The 18546-nt window shown below is 50.1% G+C and carries 24 protein-coding genes; 17 read left to right on the top strand and 7 right to left on the bottom strand.

Annotation, left to right across the window (positions count from 1 at the left end; translation table 11 throughout):
• Window positions 1-61: 61 nt before the first annotated feature.
• Window positions 62-1261, top strand: coding sequence for a phosphoglycerate kinase (locus O4H47_RS15130; RefSeq protein ID WP_269394853.1), 1200 nt, complete (start codon window positions 62-64; stop codon window positions 1259-1261).
• Between the two features lie 9 nt (window positions 1262-1270).
• On the opposite strand, the gene O4H47_RS15135 is transcribed toward O4H47_RS15130, so the two are convergent.
• On the bottom strand, window positions 1271-1816 hold the full coding sequence (locus O4H47_RS15135; RefSeq protein WP_269394854.1) for a winged helix-turn-helix transcriptional regulator: 546 nt from the start codon (window positions 1814-1816) through the stop codon (window positions 1271-1273).
• Between the two features lie 38 nt (window positions 1817-1854).
• Between O4H47_RS15135 and O4H47_RS15140 the strand changes: the two genes are divergently transcribed.
• A complete protein-coding gene (locus O4H47_RS15140) occupies window positions 1855-2223 on the top strand; it encodes a VOC family protein (RefSeq protein ID WP_269394855.1) in 369 nt (122 codons plus the stop codon).
• Between the two features lie 103 nt (window positions 2224-2326).
• On the opposite strand, the gene O4H47_RS15145 is transcribed toward O4H47_RS15140, so the two are convergent.
• The 4 genes from O4H47_RS15145 to O4H47_RS15160 form a co-directional block, all read right to left on the bottom strand.
• Complete coding sequence (locus tag O4H47_RS15145) at window positions 2327-2740, bottom strand: hypothetical protein (RefSeq protein WP_269394856.1); 414 nt, start codon at window positions 2738-2740, stop codon at window positions 2327-2329.
• A 140-nt stretch (window positions 2741-2880) separates the two neighbouring features.
• On the bottom strand, window positions 2881-3006 hold the full coding sequence (locus O4H47_RS15150; RefSeq protein WP_269394857.1) for a hypothetical protein: 126 nt from the start codon (window positions 3004-3006) through the stop codon (window positions 2881-2883).
• A gap of 276 nt (window positions 3007-3282) precedes the next feature.
• On the bottom strand, window positions 3283-3489 hold the full coding sequence (locus O4H47_RS15155) for a tautomerase family protein (protein WP_269394858.1): 207 nt from the start codon (window positions 3487-3489) through the stop codon (window positions 3283-3285).
• A 3-nt stretch (window positions 3490-3492) separates the two neighbouring features.
• Complete coding sequence (locus tag O4H47_RS15160) at window positions 3493-3930, bottom strand: nuclear transport factor 2 family protein (RefSeq protein WP_269394859.1); 438 nt, start codon at window positions 3928-3930, stop codon at window positions 3493-3495.
• 223 nt (window positions 3931-4153) lie between these two features.
• Between O4H47_RS15160 and O4H47_RS15165 the strand changes: the two genes are divergently transcribed.
• The 7 genes from O4H47_RS15165 to O4H47_RS15195 all read left to right on the top strand — a co-directional run bounded on the left by O4H47_RS15165 (window position 4154) and on the right by O4H47_RS15195 (window position 9021).
• Entirely contained in the window at window positions 4154-4498 is a 345-nt protein-coding gene (locus O4H47_RS15165) for a winged helix-turn-helix transcriptional regulator (protein ID WP_269394860.1), read from the top strand.
• A gap of 49 nt (window positions 4499-4547) precedes the next feature.
• Window positions 4548-5510 carry an NAD(P)-dependent alcohol dehydrogenase gene (locus O4H47_RS15170; protein ID WP_269394861.1) on the top strand — a complete coding sequence of 321 codons (963 nt, stop codon included), beginning with the start codon at window positions 4548-4550 and terminating at the stop codon, window positions 5508-5510.
• 211 nt (window positions 5511-5721) lie between these two features.
• Window positions 5722-6168, top strand: coding sequence for a hypothetical protein (locus O4H47_RS15175; RefSeq protein WP_269394862.1), 447 nt, complete (start codon window positions 5722-5724; stop codon window positions 6166-6168).
• 2 nt (window positions 6169-6170) lie between these two features.
• Complete coding sequence (locus O4H47_RS15180) at window positions 6171-6398, top strand: helix-turn-helix transcriptional regulator (protein ID WP_419719638.1); 228 nt, start codon at window positions 6171-6173, stop codon at window positions 6396-6398.
• A 137-nt stretch (window positions 6399-6535) separates the two neighbouring features.
• Window positions 6536-7165, top strand: a complete 630-nt coding sequence (locus O4H47_RS15185) for a class I SAM-dependent methyltransferase (RefSeq protein WP_269394863.1) — start codon at window positions 6536-6538, stop codon at window positions 7163-7165.
• A gap of 8 nt (window positions 7166-7173) precedes the next feature.
• Window positions 7174-8181, top strand: coding sequence for an NAD(P)-dependent alcohol dehydrogenase (locus tag O4H47_RS15190; protein WP_269394864.1), 1008 nt, complete (start codon window positions 7174-7176; stop codon window positions 8179-8181).
• Window positions 8182-8292: 111 nt separating this feature from the next.
• Window positions 8293-9021, top strand: a complete 729-nt coding sequence (locus O4H47_RS15195; RefSeq protein WP_269394865.1) for a DUF4386 domain-containing protein — start codon at window positions 8293-8295, stop codon at window positions 9019-9021.
• Window positions 9022-9216: 195 nt separating this feature from the next.
• Here the strand turns inward: O4H47_RS15195 and O4H47_RS15200 are convergent, their stop codons facing one another.
• Window positions 9217-10194 (bottom strand): NAD(P)-dependent alcohol dehydrogenase, encoded by a 978-nt coding sequence (locus O4H47_RS15200; protein ID WP_269394866.1) that lies wholly within the window; start codon window positions 10192-10194, stop codon window positions 9217-9219.
• 308 nt (window positions 10195-10502) lie between these two features.
• On the opposite strand from O4H47_RS15200, the gene fba reads away from it, so the two are divergent.
• The 8 genes from fba (at window position 10503) to O4H47_RS15240 (ending at window position 17720) form a co-directional block, all read left to right on the top strand.
• Window positions 10503-11570: a class II fructose-bisphosphate aldolase gene (gene fba, locus O4H47_RS15205; RefSeq protein ID WP_269394867.1), complete on the top strand. Its 1068-nt coding sequence runs from the start codon at window positions 10503-10505 to the stop codon at window positions 11568-11570.
• Between the two features lie 146 nt (window positions 11571-11716).
• Window positions 11717-12307: a thiamine phosphate synthase gene (locus O4H47_RS15210; protein WP_269394868.1), complete on the top strand. Its 591-nt coding sequence runs from the start codon at window positions 11717-11719 to the stop codon at window positions 12305-12307.
• Window positions 12308-13297: a tetratricopeptide repeat protein gene (locus tag O4H47_RS15215; protein ID WP_269394869.1), complete on the top strand. Its 990-nt coding sequence runs from the start codon at window positions 12308-12310 to the stop codon at window positions 13295-13297.
• Window positions 13298-13445: 148 nt separating this feature from the next.
• A complete protein-coding gene (gene efp, locus O4H47_RS15220; protein ID WP_269394870.1) occupies window positions 13446-14009 on the top strand; it encodes an elongation factor P in 564 nt (187 codons plus the stop codon).
• A 28-nt stretch (window positions 14010-14037) separates the two neighbouring features.
• Complete coding sequence (locus O4H47_RS15225) at window positions 14038-14829, top strand: inositol monophosphatase family protein (RefSeq protein ID WP_269394871.1); 792 nt, start codon at window positions 14038-14040, stop codon at window positions 14827-14829.
• Between the two features lie 137 nt (window positions 14830-14966).
• Window positions 14967-16145 carry a helix-turn-helix domain-containing protein gene (locus O4H47_RS15230; RefSeq protein ID WP_269394872.1) on the top strand — a complete coding sequence of 393 codons (1179 nt, stop codon included), beginning with the start codon at window positions 14967-14969 and terminating at the stop codon, window positions 16143-16145.
• A 49-nt stretch (window positions 16146-16194) separates the two neighbouring features.
• Window positions 16195-17349 carry an alpha/beta hydrolase family protein gene (locus O4H47_RS15235; RefSeq protein ID WP_269394873.1) on the top strand — a complete coding sequence of 385 codons (1155 nt, stop codon included), beginning with the start codon at window positions 16195-16197 and terminating at the stop codon, window positions 17347-17349.
• A gap of 50 nt (window positions 17350-17399) precedes the next feature.
• A complete protein-coding gene (locus tag O4H47_RS15240; RefSeq protein ID WP_269394874.1) occupies window positions 17400-17720 on the top strand; it encodes a hypothetical protein in 321 nt (106 codons plus the stop codon).
• Between the two features lie 92 nt (window positions 17721-17812).
• On the opposite strand, the gene O4H47_RS15245 is transcribed toward O4H47_RS15240, so the two are convergent.
• Window positions 17813-18487, bottom strand: coding sequence for an HAD family hydrolase (locus O4H47_RS15245; RefSeq protein ID WP_269394875.1), 675 nt, complete (start codon window positions 18485-18487; stop codon window positions 17813-17815).
• Between the last annotated feature and the right edge of the window lie 59 nt (window positions 18488-18546).

Raw genomic sequence — 18546 nt, forward strand, 5'->3', positions numbered from 1 at the left:
TATAGATAGATCTAAGAATTTAAGTTCGCCCTTTTACGCGCGAAGAGAACGGATGAGACCGATGAGCGACTTCAAAAAACTCGAAGACTTTGACTTTAACGGCAAGCGCGTATTGGTGCGCGCTGACTTAAACGTGCCAGTGGCCGGCGGCAAGGTAAGCGACAGCACCCGCATCGTGCGGCTTGGCCCAACCATTAGCCACATTATCGAACATGGCGGCACACCTGTTCTGCTGTCACATTTTGGTCGCCCAAAAGGTGAAGTGAATGCAGATTTCTCGCTGGAGTTCATTGTAACCGCGATCCAAAACGCCTTTGGTCAGCCCGTCGACTTCATCAAAACCGATTGGGTAGACGTCACCTCGGCCAAAGCGCAATTGGATGCAGGCGCAAAAGGCACCATCTATGTGATGGAAAACACCCGTTTCCACCCCGGTGAAGAGAAAAACGACACCGAGCTTGCGGCCCGCATGGCCAGCCTTGGCGATATCTATTTAAACGATGCTTTTTCCGCGGCACACCGCGCCCACGCCTCAACCGCTGCAATTGCGCACCAATTGCCATCAGGCGCAGGTCGCGCGATGGAAATGGAATTGTCTGCCCTTGAAGCAGGGCTTGGCAAACCCAAAAAACCGGTAATTGCATTGGTGGGTGGCGCGAAAGTTTCAACCAAACTCGACTTGCTTGAAAACTTGATCCACAAGGTGGAAGCCTTGGTGATTGGTGGCGGCATGGCAAATACGTTTCTTCACTCGCAAGGTATCGACATTGGTAAATCGCTTTGCGAAAAAGACCTCGCAGATACCGCCCGCCGGATTTACGATAAAGCGGCAGACGCCAATTGTGCTATCATTTTGCCCATCGACGGCGTTGTTGCCTGGCATTTTGAAGCCAACGCCCCAAACCGCACCTATGGCGTAGAAGCCATGGACCCAACGGGCATGATGCTGGACGTTGGCGACCATTCCATTGAGCGCATCAAAGGGGCAATCGACGAAGCCAAAACTTTGATCTGGAACGGCCCGCTTGGCGCGTTCGAACTAGACCCATTTGGCAAAGGCACAATAGAGGTTGCACAACACGCAGCCAAACGCACACGCGACGGCAAATTGGTTTCCGTTGCTGGCGGCGGTGACACCGTTGCTGCATTGGCTAAAGCCAAAGTGGTCAATGATTTCACTTACGTTTCTACAGCAGGCGGCGCATTCCTTGAGTGGATGGAAGGCAAGCCATTGCCGGGCGTTGAAGCGTTGAAAGCATAGAGCCAACCATTAGAAGCGCCCATCAGCAAGCCCAATGGCATTGTTGATGGCGCGCCCTTCGTTTGCGGCCTGATAGGTTGGAAATGGATGACGACTGGTCAGGTCAATTTTCCGTTCGAGCCAATTTCGTTCTTCCAATTTGACAAGCGACATCGACAGCGCGCGATCGCTGATCGTTTGCAGACTGTCCTTAAGCGTTGAAAAACGGGTGGGACCTGATGTCAGTGCCAAAATTGGAATTGACCAAGCCCTGCGCAACAACACAAATCCCTTATCGTCGGGACTAAGCCCGACGATTTGATGCGCAACTCGTGCCGCGACTTTCCCCTGTTCAGTCAACCTAAACTCCGGCCTTAATGGATGACCATGGCCTGGGTTCTTCTCCAACATGCCAATCTCAACCAAGTGCAAAAGGCTCGCGGCAAACGCCGTGCGACCTGCACTGGTTTTCGCAAGCAGCGGCGCCTGCCGGCCCGGCACACCTTCATGCATCAACGCCAAAATATTTAGCGACCACGCTCTTGAACTTAGGTTGACAATCGTATTTATGTCCATAAAGTATAGTAACACTATTTTTTAAAAAAGGAAACCTTATGTCTGTTGTATCTTTGGAAAACACAATTACCTTGGCGATATCGGTTCGCGACCGGCACGCAAGTGCGGCGTGGTATCAAGAAATGTTGGGTTTTGAACTCCTTTATCACGCTGATGAAGCGGGCTGGAGCGAGCTTAAAACAAAGACTGAAGGCGTAACATTGGGGTTGGGGGAGCAAACTGAACCCGTACCAGGCAACAGCGTTCCCGTGTTCGGCATCGCAGATATTGCCACGGCCCGAAAAGCCCTTGAAGCCGCTGGCGTGCAATTTGACGGCCCAACTGACACAGTTGAAGGCATGGTCAGCACCGCAACCTTTTACGACCCAGACAAAAACGCGATGATGTTGGCGCAGGACCTAACCTAGCGAATAGGCTCTTCAAGCACCCAAAAAATGCGTGGCCCTCGGTGAGCAAAACACCAAGGGCCACGCATCTGTGAAATCTATAAAGTCAGAAATCGAAGAAAGGCTATTCAAAACCCGTCACAAGCACGGTGCCTTGTCTATCACCAACCCATGAACCTTTTTGGACCCTGGTAATGGGAACATTGCCTGTTATGCTTTCAACCGTGACATTGCCAGCCGCCATCGCGCAATAGTTTTGCTGAAACCGCACTTGGGCTCTGTCCCCAGGTGTTGGGCCTGCAAATGTCAATGTGCAGTCAGGTCCGTGCAAATAAGCTGCAGCCATCGTTGAGCCATTTGGGGTGATATTTGTGATCTCACCATGTTCGCAATCGTCGCTGCCAACAAAAGCGCCAACAATGCGCCATCCCGGCATCTGCAAATCGATAACCAAGTCATTGCATGACCCAGCAAACACTTGTGTGCTCATCGCTGAAATGGCAACAATCGCCGCTGCGCGAATTATGGTTGATTTCATTAGTTTACTCCCTATGCGTATTTACGCGTCGGTGCCCAAAAGATGCGAGCACTTTCATTTCAAAAAGCTTTTGTTCAAGCTTAGTTTGTTGAATGGGACATGGCAAACTTGCCAAAACCCACTCAAAATCTGGGATCCAATCAGCTATCCGCTGCGGCGGTATCGCGCGGCTCTTTGCCCATGCGAACAAAGCTCTTGTTTCCGCAATGGTAGATGTAGCGCACATCCTTGATGCGGATAGTCGACCTTTGATTAAGAGCGCTCATCTTGCTTTTGCCAATCGTAATTTTGATCGTTTCCTTGCCATTACCCAAGTTGAGCTGACGTGCCGATTGTTTTGATCAACAGACGCAATTTCACCATTACCCCCCCTAAGCAGGCATCAGCCCCAATGCCTGTTCAACCCTGGCTCCATTGTTCAACATTTCACATGAGAATAATAGTAATTACTTAGTCTGATGGGAGTGGAACCAATTTGGTCGGCACTTTTGGTGGAAATTGCACACCAACCCAATCCGAAAACTGGGTTGATGTGCATTGGTCTATTTCGTCAATTGCGCGCGATATTCAGGCACGGGCAAACCGCCGATCCCCCAATCTTCCAACTCCACTTCGTCAATCACAACAAACGTGGTTGCTGGGTCTTTATTGAGCACCTTGACCAATAGATCTGATACGCCTTTGATCAGTTCCCCCTTTTGCTCTCGCGTTACGCCCTCATTCGTCACTTTGATGTTTACATATGGCATGTTCTAGCTCCTTGGTATGATATGAAAAATTTTCGCCATGATCTGCCAGTGCCCATCCACACGCACCAGCGTCAAAAAGTCGACAAAGTCAGTCGCCCCAATTGAACAGCGCACCCTTGCAAAAGCCGTGTTTTCGCCCGCAAATTGGATCTCATCAATAACATCGCGCCGCGCTTCGCCTTTAGACGCAGGTGATTGCCGTGCGGCGATCACATCAAAATATTCGTCCATATTTCGGTGTAACAAAGGGGTTTCATCCGCTGTTGCATAGGTTGCTTTGGGGTGAAACACGGCCTTAAAAATCTCAAGATCACACGTATAAAGCCCATCAAAATAGGCATAGATCAACGCCGCAACGCTGACGAATTTCTCCCCCTCATCCCACTGCACATTAATATCTGGCGCACTGTTACGCACCTCAACAGTTCTGGTCTTTGTCATTACTCACTCCATACTGATCATTCTGCTCCATCACATCTAACACTCTAATTTCCATTGACAAGCTAGTAACCACTGGTTACCAGTTGAATTGGGTTACCGCTGAGAAACCTAGGGAGATGGGCCGGAGGCAACACCGTTGCTCGGGAACCGCTGGTAACAAAAGACAACTGCTCTTTGCCGCAGCGTTGCCAAATTGTCCTTTGCTCAAATTGGGAAATTCCACATGGCGCTAAAAGTCAAAAAGAACAAAAGCCCAGAACCGCCAATTGGCTGTGATTTAACCGAATGTATGGCCATGCTGGCCGGGGCATGGGCACCAAACGTCATTTGGCACTTGCGCGCAGGGCCGCGCCGCTTCAACGAACTGCGCATCGACATCCCGCCCATTTCAGCCAAAGTGCTTTCCGCCCGGCTCAAAGACCTACAATCGCGCGGCGTGGTGAAACGACAAGTAAAACCCACTTCCCCGCCGTCAGTCGAATATCAACTCTCCGAACTGGGCAAAGAATTGGTGCCTGCGCTTGAGGCCATTGTTACAGTTGGTCATAAGCTCAAAGAAAGAACTTGAAATTGACTAGACATCCCCCCACTTTCCATGAAGATCTTGGGGGGAAACAATGCGCGCATTTATCTGCACGAAATATGGCAATGCCGGTCAACTGCAATTGCATAAAGTTGCAAAACCTTCTCCCAAACCCGATGAAATCCTGATCAGGGTGAAAGCTGTTTCGATCAACAGTTGGGATTGGGACATCCTTTCAGGCAAACCAATTATCCGCATGATCGGCCCTTTCAAACCACCCTATAAGACGTTAGGTGCTGACCTATCCGGGGTGGTCGAGGCTGTTGGCGAAAACGTTGATCAATTCGAAATTGGCGATGAAGTTTTTGGCGATGTGTCAGATAGCGGCTGGGGCGGTTTTGCTGAATTTGTGACAGGCAAGGCAGAAGACTTTTGCTGCAAACCAGAAGCCCTCAGCTTTGAAGACGCTGCCTGTCTGCCTCAAGCAGGGTTGCTTGGCTATCAAGGCGTGCGCACTTTTGGCCAAGTCAAACCCGGCGACAAAGTGTTGATCAATGGCGCGGGCGGTGGTGCTGGCATGTTCGCTTGCCAGATCGCCAAACTTGATGGGGCTGAAGTCACTGGCATCGATAGCGCTGATAAACATGAGGCCATGCGCACATTCGGAGCTGACCACATTTATGACTATAGGCAAGTTGATTACACCAAACTCGATCAACAATTTGACGTGATCATCGATGCGGTTGCCAACAAATTTCCTCCAACCTATCGCCGCGCACTAACACCCTCGGGGACCTTTGTGATGATGGGTGGCAAGATCCCTGCAATCATTGGCATACTCTTGGCCAGCCGCAAAAACACCGACGAAGGACAGAAGTTCAAGATTCTCATGTGGAACGTCAATGACACCGATTTGCTGGATTTAGCGCAATTGGTCATCAATAAAAAAATTTCGGTCCACAAAGAAAATATCCTCCCCTTTGAGCAAATACCATCGGCATTGCAACATGTTGGCGATCAAAAAGCACTCGGCAAACTGCTGATCAGAGTGAGCTAAAAACACATCATTTTCAAATGGATAACACTGTAGCGCCCCAGGGAGCGGGCGGGCGTTCCGCGGGTTTGCGCCGCCAACATATTAACCAACGTGTCACCTTCACTTGTCCATGTGTCAAATATTATTGACATCACGTCATGAATATCATACATAGTGTACAACAAACACGACCTATTGTACCAAATTCACGACAAAGAGATACGAGGCGAACATGTCTTATCAAGAACGAAATATCGTAGTTTACATCGTCAGCGGCATCATTGTGATGGCTGTTTACACCATGCATATGCAAGCCCTATTTGAAGCGGGCTTGCTTGAAAGCCCCAACGCTGGGGTTGAAATTGGCTGGAGCGTGCTCAAGCTCATTGGCGGCTCAATTATTGCCACGATTGTTGTTACGATCCTTGTCACCATCATCAACGCCATCATCACCAAAGAAACCGATGTGGACGCCAGCGATGAACGCGACAAACAGATCGATCTGTTGGGTATGAAGGTCGGCTTTATCGCCTTTTCCGTCATATTTATCGGCATTTTTATTGGCCTCATTTTCGGCCTTACAACAACAATGGCCATGATCGCCATGATCTACGCAATGTGGTTTTCGTCCATCATAGAGAGTGTTGTACGGCTCTATGTTTATCGGCAGGGTTTCTAACCATGGTTAAACCCAAAGGCACACTTGAAAACAACATTCGACGGTTACGATTTGACCATGACGAAATGAGCCAGAAGGCTTTGGCAGAAGCGGTCGGCGTATCTCGACAAACCATTGTGGCAATCGAGGCGGCAAAATACTCCCCATCGCTCGAACTGGCGTTTCTTATTGCGAATGTTTTTGAAACGCCGCTGGAGGATGTGTTCAATTACACACCGCCCGACAAATAGCACGTAGCACCTAGGCGCGGGGAAACCGCGCCACACCCAAACAGTTTCACCTTTTTTGAATTCACTTGAAAACCTCAAGATTGAAAGCGCTATCGCCATGTCAAAAATCCAGTCAAAATCGAGAAAGGCACTTCGCCATGTCCCCGCAGAATAATTTTTGGAACAAGCAGGCCGCTCGTTATGACGCGTCAATTTCCAACCATGACGCGCGTTATGAAGAACGGATCGAGCAATTCAGTTACCTATTGAAACCAACAGACGTTGTTTTGGATTTCGGATGTGCCAGTGGCGAAATTGCATTGGATTTGGCACCGAGCGTTAAATCGATCGAGGGTATTGACCCTGCAAATGCCATGATCGACATCGCCACCAAAAAGGCAAATGACCGAAACATCCAAAACGCCAGTTTTCTGGCCACCGACATCTTTGATTTGCGATTAGAGCCACAGACCTTTGACGCCATTTTGGCCATGAATGTGCTGCATCTTGTCAAGGATCACGATGAGGTTTTGTATCGTCTCAAATCTCTGCTCAAGCCGGGCGGCATGTTGTTTGTTGAAACCCCATGCCTTGGTGAATTCACTTGGTGGAAGCAAAAGGTCATCCTTGCGGCAAGCGCCCTGCGCCTCGCCCCCTTTATCCATGTGTACAAGTTCGGAGAACCAGAAGCCGAACTGATGGCCCACAATTTCCAAATTTTGGGCGCCGGCAACAAACCAGATCAAGATTGCCGCGCGTGCATTGCGGCACAAAAACCAACTGAATGAGAAGATAAATGACAAAACAATCCATGAAAGCACTTTATCAAGAAGCGTTTGGCGGCCCCGAGGTCTTGCAAATCCGTGATCTGCCCATTCCAGAACCAAAAGAAAACGAAGTTTTGATCAAGGTAGAAGCCGCTCATATGGGCAATGGCGACCAAGTGGCGCGCACCGGCAATTCGCCATGGCCCCTTATGAAGATCCCCGCAAAAATCATGATGGGTTTCTTCAAACCAAAGCTCAAAGTGCCCGGCGGCGAATTTTCCGGCACGGTGACGCGCGTCGGTTCAAACGTCAGCAAGTATAAGGTTGGCGATCGGGTGTTTGGCTTTACCGATATGCAATTTGGTGCCCATGCTCAATTTGTATGTCTGCCAGAAACAGCACCCATTGGCTTGCTGGACGACACGGTCTCGTTTGAAACTGCGGCCGCCATTGGTGGCTCCAACGCACAAACCGCCATGCATTTTGTTAGAACCGCCGATATCAAATCCGGCGATCAAGTGTTGATCAACGGCGCATCTGGCGGCATTGGCAGGGTCGCAACCCAATTGGCCAAAGCAAAAGGCGCAATCGTCACTGGCACCTGTTCAGCGCAAAATAGCGAGCTGGTTTTAGCTCTTGGCGCAGATGAAGTGATCGATTACCGCAAAACTGATTTCACCCAACAGGGCAAAAAATACGATGTGATCATCGACTGCGCTGGCTTTTTGCCTTGGCACAAAGTGGAGCCAGTTCTCACCCCAAAAGGCAAGCACCTCTTGGCCATGTTCGGTTTTTCCCATCTTTGGAAGCAACGCCAGACCAAAGGCAAAGGCGGCAAACAGCAATTATGTGTGCTTGCCCCCTCATCGCCCGACAAACTTGAAGAAATCGGCAAACGCCTGGCCGACGGATCGCTCAAACCCATCATTTCGCATCGTTTTTCGATGGACAAAGCAATCGATGCAGCATGGGCATATGAAAACAAAAGGCGCGAGGGCTGCATCGTTCTATTGCCCCAAGAATGGAACGGACAATGAGCCCCGGTTTTCTCCTATCGGCAATCGCTGCGACCTTTCAAACCCACTTGATGCTGTGGGAGCAACTCAACAGGCTTAAAAATGCCATCACTCAACACTCAGGAACCTAAAATGGCTGCGCTATCAATTTCAAATCCAAGACAACTGACCATTTGGGCCGCCATTTGTTATCTTGTTTTGCTTGTGGCAGGCCCAATTGGGCTGATGTATATGCCCGAGCAAATTGTGGTAGCTGGTGACGCCACCCAAACCGCCCAGAATTTGCGCACCAATATGGGCACGTTTCATCTCGGGCTGATGGCACAAATCGCTATTGTCTTCACCGAGGTCATTCTCACCGCCCTTTTGTTTGTGCTGATGAAACCGGCCGGGCGCACAACCGCGTTGATGGCAACATTCGCGCGCCTTGCCATGACAGTGGTAATGACCATCAACCTGTTGCCCCTTTTGATGATGGCGGAAGCAGCAAATGGCGCGGCCTATTTGGCAAGCTTTTCCCCAGCGCAGTTGGACAGTTTGGTGCTCTTGTTCTTCCAGTTCCACAATGGCGGCACAATCGCTTGGCAGCTCTTGTTTGCGCTGCACATGTTGCTGCTCGGCATTTTGGTTTTCCGCTCAACCTATCTACCGCGCATCCTCGGGCTTGCCCTGATCATTGGCAGCCCAAGTTATGCGCTCGATAGTTTCGGACAAATCTTTGGTTTGATGGACATTCCCGCATACGGCCTAGCCACCAACGCACTTCTGGGCGCATCTGCTGTTGGCGAAGTGGGCCTTGCGATCTGGTTCTTGTTTAAAGGGGTGAACCTAGAGAAGTGGCGGCAAAAGAACACGGCCTAATGCCCACGAGCACTGAAGCCGAATTAGGTCCCGCATCAAGTGCGGGACGGTGCGATGAGCTGACTTCTAATTTGCTTCTTGCACCGCCCCGCACTTGATGACGGGCAACTCTTAACATCCATCACGGGGCATCCCCGGACTTGATCCGGGGTCAAATTGGTCACAAAGAAAAGCCGCCAACGCGGCGAGCACATTCTATTCAATCTCAATCGCCACTTTGCCCTTAGCCCGCATGGTCTCGATATATTCAATCGCAATCGGCGTGTCCTTGAGCGGATAGGCGCGATCAATCACTGAGCGGATTTCCCCCGAAGCCAGCATTGCACCAAGTGTTTCAAGGTCCTCAGACGTCACTTCCGCGACTTTTAAAACAAATGCTTTGCCCATTTCTGAAAACAGCCAACGGCCAAATAAACCACCCATCAACATGTTCTTGAGATTAAAGCCAACCAACACCCATTTACTCACCGGGGCCATCGCGCGTTTTGTGTCCGAAATTGATCGGTTTGCGGCCAAATCGATAATCACATCATAAGCGACGCCGTTTTGGGTGAAATCTTCTTTTTTGTAGTCAATTACATGGTCTGCGCCAAGGCTTTTAACCAGCGCCACATTTGGTGTGCTGCACACGCCCGTCACCTCAGCGCCCAACGCTTTTACGATCTGAACCGCATAGGTCCCCACGCCCCCAGAAGCACCGTTGACCAACACCTTTTGCCCAGCCTTGACTTCGCCCCAGTCTCGCACTGCTTGCAAAGCGGTAAGGCCTGCAATGCCAACAACACCTGCATCGAGAAATGAAATTTCTTTCGGTTTCAGCGCCAATTTTTCAGGATTGGCAACGGCATATTGCGCAAAGGCCGCAGCGCCAATATCGCCAAACACCTGATCACCAACTTTGAACTTCTTCACGTTCGCGCCTACCTGCGCAATCACGCCAGCAACATCGGCACCCAAAACCAAATTCTTTGGTTTAAACAGGCCGCTGGCCGCCAACCGAATAAAAAACGGACTGCCGCGCAAAAAATGCCAATCATAAGGATTTACCGAGCTGGCTGCGACTTTGATCAACACCTGATTTTCATCAGGAACGGGCCGATCAACCTGCTCAAGCCTCATCACTTCGGGTCCACCATAAGCGCGGCTGGTTACCGCTTGCATTGTGTCACTCATTTGCCCCTCAATCGTTTCTTTGCCCTGCGGCATTGTGTCATAAAGTATTTATAGTCCTGAAATTGGGCGCAATTTCTTTGTTTCAAGGTCTTGAAACGGTATTCAGATCTTCACGTGGATCAATCCACTACACATTCCACAACTATGGTTAGCGTCAGGTCTGCAAGACACACTTATATAAATCAAGGAGTTAGGCAGCATAATAGATACCAAAACCATACCTTTATCACTCCAAAGTCTAACTCGACAAAATTTGCTCAAAGGGCCAGAAAACCAACAAATCTCACACATTTTTGGAGACATTTTAAATGGCCCGCATCACCCTTCGTCAATTGCTCGACCATGCTGCTGAAAACAGCTACGGCGTTCCAGCTTTCAACATCAACAATATGGAACAAGCTTTGGCGATTGCCGAGGCCGCGGACAAAACAGATTCTCCTGTCATCATCCAAGCATCCCGCGGCGCACGCTCTTATGCGCACGATGTGATGCTGAAGCGCATGATGGACGCGATCATTGAAATCTACCCGCATATCCCAGTGTGTATCCACCTAGATCACGGCAACGGCCCGGCCACTTGCATGACCGCCATTCAATCCGGCTTCACATCGGTGATGATGGATGGCTCGCTTGAAGAAGACGGCAAAACGCCTGCCGATTGGGATTACAATGTTGGCGTCACCAAAAACGTAACCGACACCGCACATTTGGGCGGCATTTCTGTTGAAGGCGAATTGGGTGTTTTGGGCAGCCTTGAAACAGGCGAAGGCGAAAAAGAAGACGGCCACGGCTTTGATGGTAAATTGTCCACAGAGCAACTTCTGACCGACCCAGAAGAAGCCGTGAAATTCGTGCAAGAAACCAAAGTTGATGCACTGGCAATCGCCATGGGCACCTCACACGGCGCATATAAATTCACCCGCCAGCCAGATGGCGACATTTTGGCCATGCATGTGATCGAAGAAATCCACCGCCGCCTGCCAAGCACGCACTTGGTAATGCACGGCTCGTCTTCTGTGCCCCAAGATTTGCAAGACATCATCAATGAGTTTGGTGGCGAAATGCCACAAACTTGGGGTGTGCCTGTTGAAGAAATTCAGCGCGGCATCAAAAACGGTGTGCGCAAAATCAACATCGACACCGATAACCGCATGGCAATGACCGGCCAAATCCGCCGCATCTTGCAAGAGAACCCAGGCGAGTTTGATCCGCGCAAATATCTAAAACCAGCGCGTGAAGCCATGACCAAATTGTGCATTGAACGGCTTGAGCAGTTCAACACAGCTGGCCAAGCGGGCAAAATCGGTCGCATCATCCCATTGGCAGACATGGCCAACCGCTATGCAAGCGGCGAATTGGACCCTAAAATCAGCTAATTTGCTGACCAACTTTGCAATTATTCGAAGCGGCGTGTAGGGCTCTCCTGCACGCCGTTTTTATTTCGTGTTGCAAATACTTGCACTCTATCTATTTTCTGCCCAAATTACCGGCCATTAGGCACATACAATTTCTAAGGACCAATATGCGCGCGCAGATTTATCTCATTACCCCGCCAGACGCTGAACCGGCATTTGCATCCACTCTTCAAGCCACCCTTAAGGGCACAGAAGTTGCGGCCGTGTTGATCCAGCGCGGCGAGCGAGAAGACGATGCATATTTAGAGGTCGCCAAAGCACTGACCCCGATCGCCCAGAATGCAGGCGCAGCTGCGCTTTTGGATAATATGCCGGAGGCGGTCAACAAGTTGGGCGCCGATGGCGTGCATATGACTGGCGCGGCAAAAGACATTCTCAACGCCGTCAAAAGCCTAAAACCGGCTTCTATTGTTGGCGCGGGTGGCATCCATTCAAAACATGACGCGATGACCAAAGGGGAGTTGAACGTAGACTATGTGTTCTTCGGTCACTTGGCTCCAAGCAAAGCAGCTGACGAATTTACGCCAGAAGAGCTGGCCGATTGGTGGGCAGAAACCATGGAAATTCCAGCCGTTGGGTTTAACCCCGAACAGACAGATACCAAGGTCCGTTTTGAGTTCCGCGCACTGCGCGAAAACGTCTGGTCTGCCCAAGACCCAGCAACACGGCTAAAACAGATTTTGGGAGCAGCTGAATAGATGCGAAAAAATCGTCACCTTTTGCGCACCTTTTTTGCTTTCGCCCTATCGGGTGCGTGCGCTGTGACGTTTGTTCCCTTAGTAAATGCACAAGACGCCACCGCGGAGCAACAAGCCAAAGAAGCTGCAGATATTTCACGTTCGGTCCTTGGTCCGCGCAAAAAAATCGACGCGGCCTACGGCGCTTTTCAGACAGGCTACTATTTAACCGCCCTTTCGCTGGCGCTGCCACGTGCGCAAAACGATGATGCCGCAGCACAAACACTCATCGCCGAACTTTATGCCAAAGGGTTGGGCGTGCCGCAAAACCATGCCCGCGCCTCTTCATGGTATGCCCTTGCAGACAAAAATGGCGACCTGAACGCCGCGTTTCAATTGGCTCTTCTTTATCAAAACGGATTGGGTGTGCCCAAAAACCGGCAAAAAGCCGCCGACCTCACCAAAAAAGCAGCCGCCGGTGGCATTTTGCCCGCCATCTATAATTTGGCACAATTGCACGTTGAAGGCCGCTTCGTGGAGCCAAATCTGAGCCGTGCTGCTGAACTGTTCAAACAGGCGGCTGATGCAAATATTGCCGATGCACAATATGACTATGGCAACGTGCTAATTGCCGGAGCTGGGGTTGCACCAAATCTGAACGAAGGCGTTTATTATATTGGGCTCGCCGCAGACAATGGCAATGTGCCCGCCATGGTTGAATATGCGACCTATTTGGTACAAGGAAAAGGCGTTCCACTTGATCTAGAAAATGCTGCCCTATGGTACAAAAAGGCGGCAGACCTGGGCAACCCTGTGGGTCAAGCCCGGTTTGGTCGCATGTTGGCCACCGGCAGCGGCGTGAAAGAAGATCTCATTGAGGCCGCAAAATGGCGCGCCTTGGCCCGCATGCAGGGGTTGGATGACAAAATTTTGGCAGAAATGCTATTGCCCCTTTCCCAAGCGGACATAGAAAAAGCCGAAAAGCAGGCGCGCGACTGGCCAGCCCGTTAAGCATTTACCGCCCAATCCACACCCGCAAACACCCAATAGCCTTGCGCAAAACCCAATATTAAGGCAAAAGGCAGGCCAACAGCTTTTGCGTGCAAGCCTGAGGTATGGCGAACGCAAGAATACGACCAATCTCGAAAGATCAACAAAGATGAAACTGAACGGCAACGAAATCCGCCCCGGCAATGTAATTTTGCACCAAGATCGCCTGTGGGTTGCAGTGAAAACACAAAGTGTAAAGCCTGGCAAAGGCGGCGCATTTGCGCAGGTTGAGCTAAAAGACATCGTATCTGGCACCAAGCTGAACGAACGTTTCCGCGCTGCAGAAACCGTTGAGCGTGTCCAACTTGAACAAAAAGAATATCAGTTCCTTTATGCACAAGGCGACGAGTTGGTTTTCATGGATATGGAAAGCTATGAGCAGCTTGAATTGCAAGCAGACTTTGTTGGCGACCGCGCCGCATTCTTGCAAGACGGCATGATGATTGAAGTGGAAAGCTATGAAGGCAAACCACTTGGCGTTAAATTGCCCCAGTTTGTGACATTGGAAGTCAAGGAAACTGAGCCCGTTGTTAAAGGCCAAACCGCTGCCAACTCATTCAAACCAGCGCTGCTGGAAAATGGCGTAAAAGTTATGGTGCCCCCATTTGTTGGCGAAGGCGAAAAAATCGTCGTCGACACCACCGAAGTCACCTATTCAAAACGCGCTGAATAATCGCTACCAAAATGAAGGCTAATATGTCATGGCACAATCTGCCCTTTTGACCATCATGACCGGAACGGCCCGCAAGGCCGCGCGTTCACTCAAACGCGATTTTGGTGAAGTTGAAAACCTACAAGTTTCGCGCAAAGGCCCAGCGGATTTCGTTTCCGCTGCAGACCAACGCGCTGAAGAAGTGATTTTTGAAGAACTCTACCGCTCGCGCCCATCTTATTCTTTTTTGATGGAAGAGCGCGGTGAAATCGCAGGCACCGACGGCCAACACCGCTGGATTGTTGATCCGCTTGATGGCACCACCAACTTCTTGCACTCTATCCCAGCCTTTGCTGTTTCTATTGGCCTTGAGCGCAATGGCGTTATGGTTGCTGGCGTTATTTACAACCCGATCACCGAAGAGCTGTTTACAGCAGAACGCGGATCAGGTGCTTATGTAAACAACCGCCGTTTGCGCGTTGCAGGCCGCAACCATTTGGCGGACTGTGTTGCTGTGACCGGCATCAAACACACCGGCCGCACCGCAGAAGACACAAAAACCATCGCAGAAGTTGCAAAGCTGAACCCAACAGTTTCAGGCATCCGCCGCACAGGTTCTGCAGCGCTTGATATGGCATGGGTTGCCGCTGGGCGCTTTGACCTGATGTGGGAAACAGGCCTTCAGCCATGGGACATTGCAGCGGGCATGCTGATGATCCGCGAAGCAGGTGGCACCGTAACCGACATCAACGGCAAAGAAATTAAACCCGAAAGTGGTTCTGTGCTTGCTGGCAACGAAAAAGTGCACGGCAAATTGCTTAAGGCGCTGAAAACGGTCTAGGCCCAGTTCGTTTTTAGAATTAATATTGGCCTCGGCATTCTGCCGGGGCCCTTTTTTTGTTCACGCGCAGCGGTTCAAATCTGTCCAATTGTGCAAACATTGCTGGAACACACCGGCAAACTAAGTAAAGATTTGACATGGATGCCGTTATCAGTGAATTCACCGCCATTGCAACGATTGCGATTGCCCTGTTTGGCGCTGTGATTTGCTGGACGCAATCTCGGTTTCAAAAAGTTTATCGAAGCTTTTCGTTGTTCTTGCTGTTCGTGGCCCTGAACAATTTGCCATCAGCCATAGAACGCGCGTTAGAACTTGCCCAGTTTCAACACACTGATTTATCGTTCCTTCCACTTAGTCTGTTTTCGTCCCTCTCTCTCGCTCCTAGCTTTTGGCTCTATGTCCATGTTTTGACGTCGAATGATCAAAACCGTCCAAACTATTTATCCATCCACATGGTGTTACCCAGCCTTGCAGGGCTTGCAGGGTTGGCGCTGTGGTTCGTGCCATTCGACATGCAAACCGCAATGCTTAGGGACGACCTCACATCGATTTCAGATTGGGCCATCACGGTTTTCGCTTTTGTCGGCATTCTAGAGCTTACAGCCTACGTCCAATTGGCGATCTATGTCGTTTTGGTCGTACGTCGACTATTGCACTATCGGCAGCAACTAAAGGACGTTTACGCGAGCACAGAGCAGCATGAACTGAACTGGATCATCGTCATCGGGTTGTTTTCTTTTGTGTTTTGGCTGGTCCAATTGCAGGGGTTATTGGCCCTCCTCGGGATATATGAGGCTTTGTTTTCTCCAGTTCTGTACAGCGTTGCGGGTTTCGCGTTGTTTTGCACCGCTGCATTTTGGGGATTGCGGCAGCGCCCTGCACTCGTTGCAAACAATGACGACAACTTCCAAGCAGAACAAGAAAATCGAAAATACGAAAACTCAGCGCTGACAGCGGACGCGCTAGAGCGTATTGAAAACAGACTCCGTGCCGCCATGCGCGATGAACAACTGCATAAAAATCCAAATCTATCCCTTTGGGATTTGGCCCAACATGTTGGCGCTTCTCCGAATTACATTTCGCAGACCCTCAACACGGTGATGAACCAGAACTTCTTTGATTTTGTAAACAGCTACCGGATTGAAGATGCAAAACACCTACTCGCGCACTCTGAAGCTTCAGTGCTGGCGATCACCTATGATGTAGGGTTCAATTCCCGCTCTTCATTTTATATGGCGTTTAAGAAAGTGACCGGGCACACGCCTTCCGCTTATCGAAAAAACTGTCCGAATGGGCACAATGAGACGACGAGCTGAGTTTAACCTGCAATTCCTGACCTCGTTATGAGATGTTAGGAGACCAAAAGTGTTATCTCGTTCTACCCGCAAAGTCCAACCAAACCCGGACAAACAAACTGCAATAAAACTCGCCACCCCACAAAAAAATATGGTTCGACCCATATCAATCAAGGGTGCGCTTGCTTTGATAGCTGGCTGTAGCGCGGCTCTGCTACTTTCTGCATGCTTTGCGGCACTTGGTCTCACTGGACGTCCCCAAGACCCAACTGACCGCCCCTATAAAATCGAAACCGTCCAGTTTGCTGGCGGCCCCGGTGTAACGCTGGCTGGCGAGCTCACCATGCCAGAGAGCAAAGGCCCGCATAAAGCGCTTGTGCTGATTTCAGGTTCGGGGCCACAAGACCGCGATGAAGCGTTGGCTGATCATCGCCCTTTCCTTGTTTTATCTGACCACTTAACACGTGCGGGTTACGCGGTTCTGCGCTTCGACGATCGCGGCTTTGGCGAAAGCACCGGGAACTTTGAAACCGCAACCCTGACCGACTTTGCAAATGACACCGCCGGCGCTTTTCGTTTCTTAGCATCTCAACCGGAGATAGACCCCGCAGGCATTGGTTTCTTTGGCCATTCAGAAGGTGGTTACATTGCGCCCGCTGCTGCAAGGCTCGTAGACCCCGCATTTATGATATTTGCAGCAGGGCCTGCCCGTTCGTTTTCAGACGTCCTAGCAACCCAAACAGCTGATACTCTGCGCGCTGAAGGGCAAAGTGATGAAGTGATTAAAAAAGCTGTCAGCGACTACCTCGAAGGCAACAAGATAATTGCCCAACAAAAGCCCATTAAAGAAATTCACCGGGAACTATCTGCATTCATGCTTTCAATTGGTTTGCCGAAAAACGAACTTGAAGACATTTTGAAGTCTTTTGCTGGGCCATGGGGATTGGAATACGCAACACACAAACCAGAGATAAACCTACGGGCATTCGATGGTCCAGTTCTTGCCCTTTTTGGCGACAAAGACCTGCAGGTTTCGGCAAAAGAAGAAGCCCCTGTTATGCGTAAATTACTCAGCAACGCAAGGTCCCAAGTCCATGTGTTTGCCGGACTGAACCACCTCTTCCAGCCAACCGAAACGGGTCTGCCTTCTGAATATGAAGAGATCGAAATCACCTTTGCTGAAGAGGTTTTGGACCACATCACCAAATGGCTCGATACTCTTTAATCAAAGCATCTCACGCCTGAAGTAACGTCAAGACATGAAAGCAACTTCTAATGTTGAAACTATCACTAAAAGCACTACCAATTGCTGCCACGTTGGGGCTATGCGCCTGCAGTTCAAGCAGCCTACATGCTATTCCGCCAGAACAAATGAGCTGCACAGAATTGGCCCGCGAAATCGGCCGGGCCCAGCAGGCAAAAGAAGATGCCGATGCAGATAGCTTCATAGGCACTTTTGGTGCTCTACTTGCGGATAATAAGGCCGATCAAACCGCCCATACCGTTGACGGTCTTGTCGGAGACATCACCAGCGCGTCAGCAGACAGCACGCTTAAAAAGCTCAATGCGGTGTTTCATCGCAACGGCTGCCGCTGACACCGATAGGCAACGAAACAATGTAGCGGCACGCCTATTCTCGGGGCGTGCCAGAACTAACCAACTTCGCTTAGTCACTTGTGTTGGAAAAGCTAAAGCAGTTCGGTCAACTCCGACATGCTGGATATGGTGTGGTTTGGCACAATATCGGTTTTGTTGGATTGGCCCTCTGCGTTGAACCATACAGAAACGGCACCGACCCCATTAGCACCCTTAACATCATGCGCCAAAGAATCGCCCACATGGCAAACCGTTGCGGGATTTTGAACTTTGGCAAGCTTGAACATCTCATGAAAAATCCGTGGATCCGGTTTCTTGAAAGAGAATTTTTCGCCCAACAGAATATGATCAAAAACACCTTCAAGCCCAGCGCGTTCTGGATCAGAATTGCCATTGGTTATAAGTACCAATTGGAACTGCTCTTTCAGTTGGCGCAAAACTTCCCGCGTATCGGGATACCAATAAACCGTGCCAAACCGAACATCTTCAAACAGCTGCATCGCCTGCTCTACGATCATGTCGCAATCGGGGTGACCTACCAAAACGCGCTGGAATGACAATCGTCTGATCGTCAACATTTCCATAGCGTGCCCACGGCTTTGTTCGTATATCTCGTCCCGAGTGCTTCTCAGGACTTGAGCTGAAATCTGCAAGCCAAAGTCATCATATAGAAACGCCGAAACTGCGTTTAAAGCATCTTCCAATGTGCGTTGAAAATCAAACAATGTTTGATCAGCATCAAATGAAACTGTCTTTATGCAAGTCATTCAACTCTACTAGGCATTCAAACTGAACAAGTAAATAGGCAACCAAAAACGCCAAGTAT

The sequence above is a fragment of the Maritalea porphyrae genome (genome assembly GCF_027213965.1).
GTDB lineage: Bacteria > Pseudomonadota > Alphaproteobacteria > Rhizobiales > Devosiaceae > Maritalea > Maritalea porphyrae_A.